The 14,517-nt window shown below is 72.9% G+C and carries 10 protein-coding genes; 1 reads left to right on the top strand and 9 read right to left on the bottom strand.

All coding sequences use genetic code 11. The features are described from left to right. Window positions 1-32: 32 nt before the first annotated feature. Genes IEY91_RS23320 through IEY91_RS23310 form a run of 3 tightly spaced genes read right to left on the bottom strand, consistent with a single transcriptional unit; the run spans window position 33 to window position 2,961 of the window. A complete protein-coding gene (locus tag IEY91_RS23320) occupies window positions 33-803 on the bottom strand; it encodes an amino acid ABC transporter ATP-binding protein (RefSeq protein WP_306309912.1) in 771 nt (256 codons plus the stop codon). Then, complete coding sequence (locus tag IEY91_RS23315; RefSeq protein WP_189175538.1) at window positions 800-1,813, bottom strand: amino acid ABC transporter permease; 1,014 nt, start codon at window positions 1,811-1,813, stop codon at window positions 800-802. Before IEY91_RS23315 ends, IEY91_RS23320 begins: the two co-directional genes overlap by 4 nt. Then, window positions 1,810-2,961: an LLM class flavin-dependent oxidoreductase gene (locus IEY91_RS23310; protein WP_189175537.1), complete on the bottom strand. Its 1,152-nt coding sequence runs from the start codon at window positions 2,959-2,961 to the stop codon at window positions 1,810-1,812. Before IEY91_RS23310 ends, IEY91_RS23315 begins: the two co-directional genes overlap by 4 nt. A 493-nt stretch (window positions 2,962-3,454) precedes the next feature. Here IEY91_RS23310 and IEY91_RS23305 point away from each other — a divergent pair, with 493 nt between their 5' ends. Further along, window positions 3,455-6,331, top strand: coding sequence for a tetratricopeptide repeat protein (locus tag IEY91_RS23305; RefSeq protein WP_189175536.1), 2,877 nt, complete (start codon window positions 3,455-3,457; stop codon window positions 6,329-6,331). An 85-nt stretch (window positions 6,332-6,416) separates the two neighbouring features. On the opposite strand, the gene IEY91_RS23300 is transcribed toward IEY91_RS23305, so the two are convergent. The 6 genes from IEY91_RS23300 to lysA form a co-directional block, all read right to left on the bottom strand. Continuing rightward, entirely contained in the window at window positions 6,417-8,045 is a 1,629-nt protein-coding gene (locus tag IEY91_RS23300; RefSeq protein WP_189175535.1) for a phytoene desaturase family protein, read from the bottom strand. A gap of 152 nt (window positions 8,046-8,197) precedes the next feature. Beyond that, entirely contained in the window at window positions 8,198-9,847 is a 1,650-nt protein-coding gene (kdpA, locus tag IEY91_RS23295) for a potassium-transporting ATPase subunit KdpA (RefSeq protein ID WP_189175534.1), read from the bottom strand. 2 nt (window positions 9,848-9,849) lie between these two features. Continuing rightward, window positions 9,850-10,770, bottom strand: coding sequence for a potassium-transporting ATPase subunit C (locus IEY91_RS23290; RefSeq protein ID WP_189175533.1), 921 nt, complete (start codon window positions 10,768-10,770; stop codon window positions 9,850-9,852). A 2-nt stretch (window positions 10,771-10,772) separates the two neighbouring features. Beyond that, window positions 10,773-12,947, bottom strand: coding sequence for a potassium-transporting ATPase subunit KdpB (gene kdpB / locus IEY91_RS23285; protein WP_189175532.1), 2,175 nt, complete (start codon window positions 12,945-12,947; stop codon window positions 10,773-10,775). Continuing rightward, window positions 12,947-13,036 carry a K(+)-transporting ATPase subunit F gene (gene kdpF / locus IEY91_RS23280; protein WP_164317358.1) on the bottom strand — a complete coding sequence of 30 codons (90 nt, stop codon included), beginning with the start codon at window positions 13,034-13,036 and terminating at the stop codon, window positions 12,947-12,949. Before kdpF ends, kdpB begins: the two co-directional genes overlap by 1 nt. Before the next feature lie 92 nt (window positions 13,037-13,128). After that, a complete protein-coding gene (gene lysA, locus IEY91_RS23275; protein WP_189175531.1) occupies window positions 13,129-14,517 on the bottom strand; it encodes a diaminopimelate decarboxylase in 1,389 nt (462 codons plus the stop codon).

The raw sequence follows: 14,517 nt of genomic DNA, 5'->3' as shown, positions 1-14,517 counted from the left end.
GGGACTGTGCGGGGCAGGGTTGGCCGGGCGGGTCAGAGGACCTTGGACAGGAATGCCTTGGTGCGCTCCTGCCGCGGGTGGTCCAGGACGTCGCCCGGCGGGCCCTGCTCGACGATCACGCCGTCGTCCATGAACACCACGGTGTCGGCGATCTCGCGGGCGAACCCGATCTCGTGGGTGACGACGATCATCGTCGTGCCCGCGCGGGCCACGTCCTTGATGACGTCCAGGACCTCCCCGACCAGCTCCGGGTCGAGCGCGGACGTCGGCTCGTCGAAGAGCAGCACCTGCGGGTCGAGGGCGAGCGCGCGGGCGATGGCCACGCGCTGCTGCTGGCCGCCGGACAACTGCCGCGGATAGGCGTCCGCCTTGTCCGCGAGGCCCACCCGGTCGAGCAGCGCCTCCGCCCGCTCCTTCGCCTCGGTGCGCGGCCTGCGCAGCGCCGAGACGGGCGCCTCGGTGATGTTCTGCAGGACGGTGAGGTGCGGGAACAGGTTGAAGTTCTGGAACACGAAGCCGATACGGGTACGCCGGCGCAGGATCTCCCGCTCTTTCAGCTCGTACAGCTTGTTGCCGCGCCGCCGGTAGCCGACAAGGGCGCCGTCGATGCTCACCGAGCCCCGGCTCAGCTTCTCCAGGTGGTTGATGGCGCGCAGGAGCGTGGACTTGCCGGAGCCGGAAGGACCGATGACCACGGTGACCTCGCCCGCCCGCACCTGGAGGTCGATGCCGCGCAGCACCTCGTGCGGGCCGAAGCTCTTGTGGACGCCGCGGATGTCCACCATCACGGGGCTCGTGCTCATCGGGTCTCCTTGAGGGTGCGAGTGAACGCGCGGGCGCGCTGCAGGGGAGTGGGCGGGGGCGTGCGGTCGGCGCCCCGCGCGAAGTGCCGCTCCACGTAGTACTGGACGACGGAGAGCAGCGTGGTCAGGACGATGTACCAGGCGGTGGCGACCATCAGCAGCGGCACCACCCGGCCGTTGCGGCCGTAGATCACCTGGACCTGGTAGAACAGCTCGCCGATCGCCATGACGGAGACGATCGAGGTGCCCTTGAAGAGGGAGACGATCTCGTTCGCGGCGTTCGGCAGGACCGAGCGCATCGCCTGCGGCAGCACGATCCGGCGCAACTGCCGCAGCCGGGGGATGCCGAGCGCGGCCGCCGCCTCCAACTGCCCCGGCTCGACGGCGAGGAAGCCGCCGCGCAGGATCTCCGCGGCGTACGCGGCCTGATGCAGCGCGAGCCCGATCACGGCGGCGGACATCGCCCCGACGAGATGCATCGTGCCGAAGCTCCACACGACCGGGCCGAAGGGGATGCCGACGCCCAACTCCTCGTACAGATAAGCCAGGTTGAACCAGAACAGCAGCTGCACGATCAAGGGGATGGAGCGGAACGCCCACACGTACGCCCACGCGACCCCCGCGAGCAGCGGGCTGCGGGACAACCGCATCAGGGCGAGGACCAGACCGAGTGCGAAGCCGAGCACCGTGCCGTACACCGTCAACTGCAACGTCACCCACACCGCGCGCAGCACGCTGTCGGCCGTCACATAGCGGAAGAAGACCTCCCACTCCCACGCCGGATTGGTGACGAGACCGTGGGCGAACTGGGCGGTCAGGACGAGGACGGCGGCACCGGCGGCCCAGCGCCAGTAGTGGCGGGCGGGGACGACTCTGAGTTCGGCGGGGGCATCCGAGTCACCAGCCGAGTCACCATCCGACTCGGCAACGGAGTTGGCACCGGACTCGGCGTCGGAGTCGACCTTCGCGTCGGTGGCCGACGGCGTGGCCACCGGTGTCGTCGGCGTCATCCGGCCACCGCCAGGCCGTCCAGCGTGCGCTGCAGCGTCTGCGGACCGCGCTCGGCCCGCTCCCGGTCGCGCTTGGCGACCTCCTCGCGGACCAGCGGGATGACGTACCGGCCGAAGTCGATGGCGTCGTCGAGGAGGTCGTAGCCGCGCGCGGACAGGATGTCGACGCCCAGGTCGTAGTAGTCGAGCAGGGCCTGGGCGACGGTCTCCGGGGTGCCGACGAGGGCGTTGGAGTTGCCCGCGCCGCCGGTGGCCGCGGCGGTCGGCGTCCACAGGGCGCGGTCGAAGCGCTCGCCCCGCTCGGCGATGGCGATGAGCCGCTGCGAGCCGGTGTTCTCGGGGGCGTCGGCCGAGTGGCGCCGCGTGAGCGACTGCCCGCCCGCGCGGCGCTCGCGGATCGCGCCCACCGTGCGGTGCGCCTTCTCCCAGGCCAGCTCCTCCGTCGGGGCGATGATCGGGCGGAACGCCACCTGGATCCGGGGCACGTCGACCCGCCCCGCCGCCCGCGCGGCCCGCTCGACCTCCTCGATCTGCTGCGCGGTCTGTGCCAGCGGTTCGCCCCACAGGCAGAAGACGTCCGCCTCGGCGCCGCCCGCCGCGTACGCGGCGGGCGACGAACCACCGAACGAGACGCCGGGGTGCGGCAGTTGAACCGGGAAGACGTCGCTGACGAAGTCCTGGAACCGGAAGTGCTCGCCCTCGTGGTCGAACGCCTCGTGCCGCGTCCACACCTTCTTGACGATCTCGATGTACTCGCGGGTGCGGCCGTAACGCTCGTCCTTGGTGAGCGTGTCGCCCTCACGGCGCTGCTCGTGGTCGCTGCCGCCGGTGATGAAGTGGACGGTGAGCCGCCCGTCGCTGATCTGGTCCAGGGTCGCGAACGTCCGTGCCGCGTACGTCGGGTACGAGACGTTCGGCCGGTGCGCGAGCAGGATCTCCAGCGAGTCGACCTTCGCCGCGAGGTACCCGGCGGCGGCCGCGGGGATCGGCGACCCGGATCCGTACGCGAACAGCACCCGGTCCCAGCCGTGGTCCTCATGGGCCCGCGCGAGCCGCAGGGTGTAGTCCTTGTCGAAGGAGGCACCGGAACGCGAGGTCGTCTCCGAGCCGTCGTTGGTCGCGGCGATACCGAGGAACTCCACAGGCATGACAGGGCCTTTCGTACGCAGATGAGAGCAGGGCGGTGCGACCGTGCGGGGGCACGGGGCGGCGCGGCAGGAAGCAGAGGGGTTCGTCGTGAGGGGCAGGACGGGTCAGGAAGAGCCCGTCCGGCGTGTGAGGACGAGGCCCGAAGGGCCGATCAGCGGCTCAGGGCGCCCACGCCAGGACAGAAGTCGATGTGGCCGCGTGAAACCGGCGGCAGCGAGGGGAACATGCGAACAGTTGAGCACCGGACTTTTGGGCCCGTCAACGGGGTCCGGGGCGCTGTGGGGGCGCTGCCACACGCTGTTCACACGGGTGTTGCAGCCACGTGGCGCGGCGCCGGGGGAGCGGGCCCCGGTGAACTCCGGATTAGCATAGGCAGAACCGTCGACGCGCCCTTTGGCCGATTCGGAGTCGGCTGAATCCGGTGCTCGCGACGATGGGCTGCTCGTGGCAGGCGGGCGGCGGAGGACCAGGGTGGGACGGGCAGGGGCCGACGTGACGGCGCATCGGCAGTGGATCGAGGGCGCGACGATCCATGGCTCAGTGATTCAGGCGCGCGAGATCCGGGCTGTCCACCTGGGCGCGGAGCGCGCGCTCTACGCGGTGGAATCCTTCCCGCTGACCAGACCGGCGATCTCCGACACCTGGGTGCGGCAGCAGCCCGCCCGGCTGCTCGACGCCCGGTACGCCCTGGTCGACTTCACCGGACGCCACGACGAACTGGCCCGCCTCGCGGCCTGGCGCGACGGCCCCGACCAGGTCTCCGCGCTCCTGGTGCACGGCCCCGGAGGCCAGGGAAAGTCGCGGATCGCCGCGCAGTTCGCACGGAGCAGCCATACCGGCGGCTGGCGCGTGCTCCAGGCACGGCACGCGACGGCGGGCCTGCTGCCCCCCTCCGTGCCGATCACCGGGCGGGCGGACGGCGGGACCGGGGTCCTGATGGTCGTCGACTACGCGGAGCGCTGGCCCACGGCGGACCTCATCGAGCTGCTCCTGGACGCCGTGCGCCAGGGCGGCCGCGTCCGCGTGCTGCTGGTCGCCCGCCCCCGCGGCACCTGGTGGCAGCACCTCGCCCACCGCCTCGGCGACTTCGACATCCCGGTGTCCGACCTGGCGCTGCCCGGCCTCTCCGACGACGCCGGGGTCTCGCCGCAGACCCTCTTCCGCACCGCCCGCGACTGCTTCGCACAGGCGTTGGGCGTAGCCGACGCGCATGCCGTCGGCCCGCCGGACGGGCTGAGCGCCGACCCGGAGTACCGCCAGGTGCTCGCGGTCCACATGGCCGCGCTCGCCGCCGTCGACGCCCACCGGAGGGGCCGGGCCGCGCCCGACGGCGCGGCGGCGGTCTCCGCGTATCTGCTGGCACGCGAGCGCGCCCACTGGGAGACGCTGCACGCCAACAAGCGCGTCCTCATCACCCCGGACGCCTTCGGCCAGGTCGTCTACACCGCGGCGATGACGAGCGCGCTCAGCCACCGCGAGGCGCTCGGAGTGCTCGCCCGCATCGGCGTCGGCTCCAGTGAGCACGCCGACCAGATCCTGAAGGACCACGCCCTGTCGTACCCGGCCGAGGAGGGCGGCGCCGGCGGCACCGGCGGCACCGTTCTGGAGCCGCTCTATCCCGACCGGCTCGCCGAGGACTTCCTCGCGCTGAGCGTCGCAGGACACGGCATCGACGGTTACGCCCCCGACCCATGGGCGTCGGACGCGCCCCGCCGCCTCCTCGACGGCGAATTGCCGCCGTGTCTGCGCCGCGTCCTCGCGACGCTGGTCGCCACGGCGGCACGCTGGCCCCATGTGCGGTCGGCGCAACTGCGGCCCCTGCTCCTGGAACGGCCGGAGCTCGGGGTCGCGGCGGGCGGGGCGACGCTCGCCGCGCTCAGTGAGATCGCCGACCTGGATCCGGACGTCCTCGAGGCGATCGAGGCCCATCTGCCCGACGGCTCCCACACCGACCTCAACTCCGGCGCCGCCGCCCTCGCCCAGCGCCTCGTCGGCCACCGGCTCGCCCGCACCCACGACCCGGAGGACCAGGCGCGGCTCCTGAACGCGCTCGCCCAGCGCCAGTCCCACGCGGGCCTGCACGACCAGGCGCTGAAGTCCGGACAGCGGGCCATGGAGATCCGGCGTTCGATGAGCGCCGCCCACACCGACATCGGGGAGCCGTCGTTCGCCGTCGTGCTCTGCGACGTCGGCGTCTACCTGGCCAAGGACGGCCAGTTCGCGGACGCCCTGGCGGCCACGGACCAGGCCGTACGGCTGCTGCGCGGACTGCGCGACGAACAGCCCGGCAGGCACGACGACGCGCTGGCCGTCGCCCTTTCCAACTACGCCGCCGACCTGGCGACCGAGGGCCACTGGGCGGAGGCGCTCGACACCGTGCAGGAGGCCGTGGAGATCAGACGCCGACTCGCCGTCGCGGCCGACCGCAGCACTTCCGCCGTCGCGGACGGCCCCACCGCTTCCGCCGTCGCCGCAGGTCCCACCGCTTCCGCCGCCCAACGGGCCCCGCTCGCCGCCGCGTTGGCGAACCTCGCCATCTGTCTGTCGCGGGCCGGACGCCGCGAGGAGGCCTGCGCCGCCGCCGAGGACGCGGTGGCGATCCAGCGCGACCTGGCCCGCACCAACCCGCACACCCACGAGCCCGCCCTGGCCTCCGCACTCGTCAACCTCAGCCGCCGCCTGACCCATGTGTCCCGGCACACACATGCGCGCGAAGCCGCCCACGAAGCCGTGGCGGTGCTGCGCCGTCTCGCTCACGTCAACCCCGCCGCGTACGAGGAGGACCTCGCCGTGGCCCTGCTGAATCTCGGTGCCTGCCTCGCACCCCTGAACCACCGGGCGGAGACGTGCAGGGTCCTGGAGGAGACGGCGGCCATCCGGCGCCGGCTCGCCGCGCGGAATCCGCGACAGTACGAGCCGGCCCTGGCCGCCTCGCTGGAGAGCCTCGGCCTCGCGTCCTTCCGGGCGGGGCGGCACAACCGGGCGTTCGTCGCCTGGAGCGAGGCGATCGAGCTGCGGGGGCGGTTCGCGGCGGCGGGCGGGGAGCGCGAACAGGCGGACCTGGCCGGGCTGTTGTGCACCGTCGCCTGGATGCATCTCGCCCAGGGCAGGGAGCTGCCGCGCGCCCTGAAGGTGATCGAGGAGGCTGTCGAGCTGCTGTGGCCGCTGGCGAGGAAGCCCGGCCCGCTCGGCGCGCGGCTCGTCGAGGCCGTCGACATCCACGCGCGCGTTCTCACGGCCCTGGACCACCCGGCCGAAGCCGCCGAGGTACGCCGCCGCCTGATGCGGTTTCAGCGAGGGGACCTGGACCACGGCGGTGGCCCCGCCGCGACGACGCACGGCGTGGGGGACTGGAACGGGTCCTCGTAGCAGCCCCGAGCCCGGCGCCCGTGCCTGCCGCCCTGGCACCAAGAGATGCTGCCCCCGCGCCAGGGCGCCACGGCTCCGCGCGGACTCACCCGGACTGCTTCACCGTCGCCGCCGTCCCACCCATCAGCGCCCGCGCCACCGCCCGCCCGGACGCCCCGCTCACCGCGGCCCCCGGCCATGTCGCCGCCCCGATCAGCCAGGCCCCCGGCACGAGTGTGCGGTGGCCGCCCGCGTGGGCCGGGACGGGACGCCGTGTGAGGGCCTGGGCGAGCGAGTTGTCGCCGCCCGCGTGGTCGCCGGGGCCCACGTTGGGGCTGGTGGATGCCAGGTCGGCCGGGGTGGTGATATGGCGTTCCAGGACCAGGCCGGTGACGCCGGGGACGTGCTCCTCGGCCTCCACGAGCACCCGGTCGGCGAACGCCTCGGCGGTGGCCGCGTCCCAGCCCTTGGTGCCGTACGCCGACCCGGCCGCGTCCCCGATCGGCGTGTGCGGGACGTCGAGGACCTGGAGGCGGACGACGGCCTGCCCCTCGGGTGCGCGCGTGGGGTCGACGGCGGTCGGCTCGTGCCAGGCGATCGACGGGTGGCGGGGGAGGAGCCCCGCCTCGGCGTGCCGCACCGACGTCACCAACTCCCCGATGCCACGCCCCAGGTTGAGCGCGCCGCCCGCGTCCAGGCGGCTGTCGACGAACCGCGGGCGGGCCGAGAGGGAGACGGCCATCTGGAAGCAGCCGCGCCGGAAACGGTAGCCCGCCGCCTGTGCGCGTACGCCCGCGGGAATGCCGGGGGTGTCGCGAAGCAGCCGGCCGTAGAGCTGGTCGGGCGTGGAGGTGACCACGACCGCCTCGGCCGCGGTGACCACTGCCCCGGCGAGGGTGCGTACGGCGGCGGCGCGACCGTCGCGCACCAGGACCTCGTCCACGTCGGTGTCGCAGTGCACGGTGCCGCCGCGCTCGGCGACCAGGCCGACCAGCGCGTCGGTGAGGCGGCCGCTGCCACCGATGGGCGCGGGCACGCCCGCCGCGAGCGCGACCAGCGCGAAGACCGCCCACAGCGCGCCACCGGGCGCCTCGGGTCCCGCGCCGAAGTGCAGCGGCCACGGCACCGCGACGGACCGCAGCTCCTCGGTCTGGAAGAAGGCCCGCGAGACACCGACCGCGCTGTCGGTCAGCAGCCGGTCGAACGGCACGGCACTGTGCCGGCTGTCCCGGATCAGCCCCGCGAGCGCCGCCTCCGCCTCGGGATTGTCGAGACCGTCGCCGAACAGGCCTAGCAGGGCGGGGAGTTGGGGGCTGACGGCGTCGAACAGGGCGGCCCAGCCGTCGGTCTCGCCGAGCCGGTCCAGCTCCGCCGCGAACGCCTCCTGGTCCACGGGGACGACGGCCGCGCGCCCGTCCGGCAGCGAGGACCCGGTGGCCAGCGGCGCGGTCACGTACTCCAGGCCGTGGCGCCGCAGTTCGGGCCCCAGCTCCGCCCAGACGGGACCGCCGACGAACGCCGGATGCACCGCCGACCACCGGTCGTGCAGAAAGCCGGGAGCGCCCAGCTCTGCGGTGTCCACCCAGCCGCCAGGGCGGGGCGCCCGGTCGAGGAGGCACACGCTGCGTCCGGCGTCGAGCAGATACGCGGCGGCGACGAGGGCGTTGTGGCCCGCGCCCACGAAGACGACGTCGGCTCCCGAGGGGAGCCCGGTCCGCTGTGAGGGTTCCGTCATGCTGGAGACGGTAAGGCCCGCGGGCGCGCGCCGGGGAGTGGCTCGACCGGCGGACCGGGGGCGGCCACGGGGCGTACGCAGCGTGCCCCGCGCCAGGGAGAACACACGTGTGCCGCCGCCCGGACGGGGGCGGCGGCACACCATCGCCCTCGCTACAGCAGCCCGTCGGCCACCGCTCCCAGCGAGAGGGCGGGCAGGAAGTTCAGCAGCGCGAGGATCACGGACGCCGCCGTGGCCAGGACCACGAAGTTCGGTCCCTGGGCGCGCAGCGTGCCGACCGTGACCACGCCCGGCTGCTGTTTCGCGAGCCGGCCCGCCAGGGCGAGCACACAGGCCATCGGCAGATAGCGGCCCGCGAGCATCGCGCACACCATCAGCTGGTTGTGGAAGTCGGTGGCGCCGTTGAAGCCCGCCATCGAACTGCCGTTGCTGTTGGTGTTGCTGGTGTACGCGTAGATCAGCTCCGTGAGCCCGTGCGCGCCCGGGTTGCCCATGGAGGACTGCCCGTTGCCGGTGGCCAGCGCGAAGCCCGTGCAGACGAGGATCACCGTGGGCGGGATCAGCGCGTAGCTCACGACCCAGCGCATCTCCGCGTACCCGATGCGCTTGCGCAGGTACTCGGGCGTGCGGCCCACCATCAGACCGCCGACGAACACGGCCACGAGGACCACGACGATCAGGCCGTAGAGGCCGCTGCCGGTGCCACCGGGGGCGACCTCACCGAGCATCATCGCGGACAGCAGCACCCCGCCGCCCAGGCTGGAGAAGCTGTCGTACGCGGAGTTCGCCGCGCCGTCCGCGGAGCCCGTCGCCGCCACGCCGAACAGCGTGGAACCGGGCACGCCGATGCGGGTCTCCGTGCCCTCGTGCGGGCCGCCGATCGCCTCGGTCACCGTGCCGGTGTGCGCGGACTGCGCGAAGGAACCGGCCGCGAGCAGCAGCCCGAACAGGATGCCCACGACGGTGAGCAGCGTCCAGCTCTGCTTCAGGCTGCCGATCAGCCGGCCGAACATGCGGATGCACGCCATCGGGACGAGGAGCATCAGCACGATCTCGAAGGCGTTCGTCCACGCCGTCGGGTTCTCGAAGGGGTGCGCGCTGGAGGCGTTGAACACGCCGCCGCCGTCGCCGGAGAACAGCTTCACCGGCTCCCACGACGCCACAGGACCGTCGAGCAGCGTCTGCTTGGCGCCCGCGACCGTGTCGACGGTGTGCCCGCCGCCGAGGCTCTGGATCACCCCGCCCGCCATCAGGATCAGGCCGCCGACCACCGCGATCGGGACCAGGACGCGGAAGATCGTACGCAGCAGGTCGACCCAGAAGTTGCCGAGGTCCTCGGTGGAGCGGCGCGTCAGGCCGCGGATGAGGACGAGCGCGACACAGATGCCGACCGCCGCCGACGCGAAGGCCTGCACGCCGAGGCCCGCCATCACGGCGAGGTGCCCGGTCGTCGACTCGCCCGCGTAGTTCTGCCAGCTGGTGTTGGTGGTGAAGGACACCGCCGTGTGCAGCGCGAGCCGCCACGGCATGCCCTCGTGCCCCGTCGACCAGGGCAGCTTGTCCTGGAGCGAGAACAGCGCGAACAGCGCCGCGATGCTCATGACGGTGAAGGCGAGCAGCGCGGTGAGGTAGTGCCGCCAGCTCTGCTCCTTGTCGGGAGCGATGCCGCAGACGCGGTAGACCGCCTTCTCCGCGCGCCAGTGCCTGCCCCCGTCGAGGACGCGGGCCATGTAGTCGCCGAGCGGGACGTGCAGACCCACGACCACGGCGAGGACGAGCGATGCCTGGATCCAGGCCGCCATGGTCAGGCTCCCTGCTGAGAGGACTTCGAGGCCTGCGACGGCTTCGAGGAGGAGGACTTGGGGGCGGGGTGTTCGCGGTCGAGCGCGATGTTGAGCAGCACGACGTTCACGCCGGGCTCACCGAGCACGCCGAGCGAGCGGCCGGTGGTGTACTTCGAGATCAGCTTCCGTACGGCGCTCTCGTCGGCGTTCCGCTCCCGCGCGACCCGCGCGGTCTGCAACTTCGCGTACGCGGGGCTGATGTGCGGGTCGAGGCCGCTGGCGCTCGCGGTGACGGCGTCCGCGGGCACCTTCGGGTTCGCGGGACCGTCGCCGCGCACCGGAACCGTGTTCGCGCGGCCGTAGTCCGCGCCGGACTTCGCGCACTCGACGTCGACGCCCTTGTACGTGGCCACGAACGGCTTCGCCGGGCAGGCCTGGTTGAGGCTCACGACCCTCGTGACGCGGCCGGTGGTGCCGTCCTCGCGGAAGACGCCGAGGACCGCGCCGACGCCGTCGGGCGTGCAGAACCGCCGTGCGCCGTCCACGCCCTCGAGATCGCCGACGGCCTTGCTGCGCCCGCACACCAGCGTGAGCAGGCTCGGCTTGTCCTTGGCGTCGACGACGGACTCGGGGCCCTGGTTGCCGGCGGCGGAGGCCGCGCCGTCGTAGCCCGTACCGGCGTTGGAGGGCCGGGACTGGAAGTACTTCTTGATGGGCTTGCCCTTGGAGTCGGTGAAGGACTGGCCGATCAGCGAGCTGCCGGCGTCCTTGCCGTCGGCGCCCGTGACCCTGGAGCCCTCGGCCTTGCCCCTGAGCCCGGGGACCTGGGCGGCGGCCGTCATCACCAGCGGATAGGCGAGGCCCACCAGCAGGGTCAACAGGAGCACGACGCGGATGGCGACGGTGTTCTGGGCCAGCCAGGGCGGAAGTCGGTGGTTCACGGTCAGACTCCAGGAAGGAACTGGACGAGGGCGAAGTCGATGAACTTGATGGCGAGGAACGGCACGACGACGCCGCCGAGGCCGTAGATCCACAGATTGCGGGTGAGCAGCGCCGAGGCCGACGACGGCCGGTAGCGCACACCGCGCAGCGCGAGCGGGATCAGCGCCACGATGACCAGGGCGTTGAAGATGACCGCCGAGAGGATCGCGGACAGCGGCGAGTGCAGATCCATGATGTTGAGGCGGCCGAGCCCCGGGTACACGGCGGCGAACATCGCGGGCAGGATCGCGAAGTACTTCGCGATGTCGTTGGCGATGGAGAACGTGGTCAGGGCGCCGCGGGTGATGAGGAGTTGCTTGCCGATCTCCACGATTTCGATGATCTTCGTGGGGTCGGAGTCGAGGTCGACCATGTTGCCGGCCTCCTTGGCGGCCGACGTGCCGGTGTTCATGGCCACGCCGACGTCCGCCTGCGCGAGGGCGGGGGCGTCGTTGGTGCCGTCGCCGGTCATCGCGACGAGCTTGCCGCCCTCCTGCTCCTTCTTGATCAGCGCGAGCTTGTCCTCGGGGGTCGCCTCGGCGAGGAAGTCGTCGACCCCCGCCTCGTCGGCGATCGCCTTGGCGGTCACCGGGTTGTCGCCCGTGATCATCACCGTGCGGATGCCCATGGTGCGCAGCTCGTCGAAGCGTTCCCGCAGGCCCGGCTTGACGACGTCCTTCAGGTGCACCACGCCGAGCATGTCGGCGCTGCCCCCGGGCGTCAGCTCGGCCACGGCCAGCGGCGTGCCGCCGGACGCGGACACCTGGTCCACGGCCGCGTCGAGCGCCTCGGGGACCTCGCCACCCTGCTCGCGCACCCACTGCGCCACCGCGGACGCCGCGCCCTTGCGGAGGCGCCGGCCCGACGGCAGGTCAACGCCGGACATGCGGGTCGTCGCGGAGAACGGCACCCACTCGGCGCCCTTCGCGTCCCGGGTCTCCTCGACCACCGAGTGGTGCGCGGTGTTGGCGTACTCCACGATCGAGCGGCCCTCGGGCGTCTCGTCGGCGAGGCTGGAGAGGAGCGCGGCCTGCGCGAGCCGGTCGGCGGTCACCGACCCGACCGGCAGGAAGGCGCTCGCGCGCCGGTTGCCGTAGGTGATGGTGCCCGTCTTGTCGAGCAGCAGCGTGTTCACGTCACCGGCGGCCTCGACTGCCCTGCCGGACATGGCGAGGACGTTGCGCTGTACGAGCCGGTCCATGCCCGCGATGCCGATGGCGGAGAGCAGCGCGCCGATCGTCGTCGGGATCAGGCAGACCAGGAGCGAGACGAGGACGATGCCCGTGACGCCGTCCGCGGTGAGCGCCGCGGTGTCGTGGGCGGCGCCCATGGCCTCCTTGGAGAAGATCGCCATCGGCTGCAGGGTGACCACCGCGACGAGGAAGACGAAGGTCAGCATCACCAACAGCAGGTTGAGGGCGAGCTCGTTGGGGGTCTTCTGCCGCCCCGCGCCCTCGACCAGGGAGATCATCCGGTCCAGGAAGCTCTCCCCCGGCTCCTGGGTGACCCGCACGACCAGGCGGTCGGAGAGCACCCGGGTGCCGCCGGTGACCGCGCTGCGGTCGCCGCCCGACTCCCGGATCACCGGCGCCGATTCACCCGTGATCGCGGACTCGTCGACGCTCGCCGCGCCCTCGATCACATCGCCGTCACCGGGGATCAGCTCGCCCGCGGGCACGACGACGATGTCGCCGCGCCGCAGCTCCCCGGCGGCCACGGACTCCTCGACGTACGCGTCCGGCGCGGCGCCGGGCTCCCAGCCCGCGAGGCGGCGGGCCGTGGTCTGCTGCCGGGTGCGGCGCAGCGAGTCGGCCTGCGCCTTGCCGCGGCTCTCTGCCACGGCCTCCGCGAGGTTGGCGAAGATCACCGTCAGCCACAGCCACGCGGTGATCAGCCAGCCGAAGCCCGAGGGGTCGGTGATCGCGATGCCCGTGGTGAGGGCGGCGCCGATCTCGGTCACGAACATGACCGGATTGCGCACCAGCGCCACCGGATTCAGCTTCCGCAGCGCCTGCGGGAGCGCGCGCCACAGCTGCGTCGGGTCGAGCATGCCGGCGCCGATGCGGCGCGCGCGGCCGGGCTCGTCGGGCGGGGCGGCCGCCGGGGGAGCGGGCCGTACCTGGACCGGGGCGGACATCAGAAACTCTCCGGCTTGATGAGGGCCCACACGAGGTAGGCGAGCAGCGCGACGGCCACGATCAGGCCGATGACGTTTTCCACGGACATGGAGGAGACCTCGTGGTTCGGGCAGGTGGCAGCTCCTCCGCCGGAGGGAGCACGGCGGAGGAGCGGGTGGGGAGGGACCGCGGGGGCGTCGGCTACAGGCCGATGTCCCTGCGGTTCATGTCGTCGAGCGACTCGCGGCGCACGAGGGTGCGCGCCACGCCGTTCGCCGCGGCGACCACGGGCGGCCGTCCGACCAGGTTGTAGCCGGAGGCCATCGACAGGTGGTACGCGCCGGCCGCGGGCACGGCGAGCAGGTCACCGGGCCGTACGTCGCCGGGCAGCGGCACCTCGTCCGCGAGGACGTCACCGGCCTCGCAGTGCCGGCCCACCACGGTGACGAGCGCGGGCGGCGCCACCGAGTGCCGGCCGATCAGACGGGGCGAGTAGCGCACCCCGTACAGCGCGGGCCGCGGGTTGTCGCTCATGCCGCCGTCGACGGCCACGAAGGTGTGCGAGCCGGTCTGCTTGACCGAGAGCACCCGGTAGACGACAACTCCGGCGGGACCCACGACCGCGCGGCCCGGCTCCAGCGTGAGGCGGGGCACGTTCAGCTTCGCCCGTGCGCAGCCGTCCTCCAGCTCGGCGCGCACGCGGCCCGCGAGTACCGACACGTTGAGGGTGTCCTCACCGGGCCGGTAGGCGATGCCGTGGCCGCCGCCGATGTTCAACTGGGGCAGTTCCAGGCCGTGGTGGTCGCGGACCCGGGCCAGCAGGCCGATCATGCGGCGCACCGCGGCGACGTACGGCTTGACGGCGGTGATCTGCGAGCCGATGTGGCAGTGCAGGCCGACCAGTTCGAGCCGCGGCTGGTCCAGGACGCGGGTGATCGCGTGCTGCGCCGAGCCGTCGGTGATCGACAGGCCGAACTTCTGGTCCTCGGTGCCGGTCCGCACCTTGGTGTGGCCGCCCGCCGCGATGCCGGGCACCACCCGCACCATGACCCGCCGGCGCGAGCCCATGGGCACGATCGCGGCCAGGCGGCCGATCTCCGAGGTGCTGTCGACGACGATGCGGCCGACGCCGAGGCGTACGGCGGTCTCCAGGTCCTCGGGGCTCTTGGCGTTGCCGTGCATCACGATCTTCTCGGGCGGGAACCCGGTGGCGACGGCGAGCTCCAGCTCACCGGCCGAGCACACGTCCAGGCCCAGGCCCTCCTCCTGCACCCAGCGCACCATGGCGCGGCACAGGAACGCCTTCGCGGCGTAGACGACGTCGGCCTCGGGGAAGGCGGTCCGGTAGGCGCGGCAGCGCTCGCGGACCTCCGACTCGTCGAGTACGTAGACGGGGGTGCCGAAGCGGTCGGCGGCCTCCGCGAGGGAGACCCCGCCGACCAGCACGTCGGCGTCGTCGGCGGGGCGCGCCGAGCGGGGCCACACGGAGAGGCCGTCGCGGTCGGCGGGCGTCGCCGCGGTGACGGGTGCCGTCGGCTCGGTGGCCGCGGAGGGCACGACGGCCGAGGTGGACGCTACGGAAACAGTCAT

The sequence above is a fragment of the Streptomyces lasiicapitis genome (assembly GCF_014646335.1).
GTDB lineage: Bacteria > Actinomycetota > Actinomycetes > Streptomycetales > Streptomycetaceae > Streptomyces > Streptomyces lasiicapitis.
Note: the sequence above shows the minus strand (reverse complement) of the source record. Positions and strands in the feature narration are given on the sequence as shown.

Excerpts from the sequence above, each read along its gene's own strand:
- lysA (WP_189175531.1), bottom strand. The coding sequence starts at position 14,517 with ATGACTGTTTCCGTAGCGTCCACCTCGGCCGTCGTGCCCTCCGCGGCC.
- kdpB (WP_189175532.1), bottom strand. The coding sequence starts at position 12,947 with ATGTCCGCCCCGGTCCAGGTACGGCCCGCTCCCCCGGCGGCCGCCCCG.
- IEY91_RS23300 (WP_189175535.1), bottom strand. The coding sequence starts at position 8,045 with ATGACGGAACCCTCACAGCGGACCGGGCTCCCCTCGGGAGCCGACGTC.
- IEY91_RS23315 (WP_189175538.1), bottom strand. The coding sequence starts at position 1,813 with ATGACGCCGACGACACCGGTGGCCACGCCGTCGGCCACCGACGCGAAG.
- kdpA (WP_189175534.1), bottom strand. The coding sequence starts at position 9,847 with ATGGCGGCCTGGATCCAGGCATCGCTCGTCCTCGCCGTGGTCGTGGGT.
- IEY91_RS23320 (WP_306309912.1), bottom strand. The coding sequence starts at position 803 with ATGAGCACGAGCCCCGTGATGGTGGACATCCGCGGCGTCCACAAGAGC.
- IEY91_RS23310 (WP_189175537.1), bottom strand. The coding sequence starts at position 2,961 with ATGCCTGTGGAGTTCCTCGGTATCGCCGCGACCAACGACGGCTCGGAG.
- kdpF (WP_164317358.1), bottom strand. The coding sequence starts at position 13,036 with ATGTCCGTGGAAAACGTCATCGGCCTGATCGTGGCCGTCGCGCTGCTC.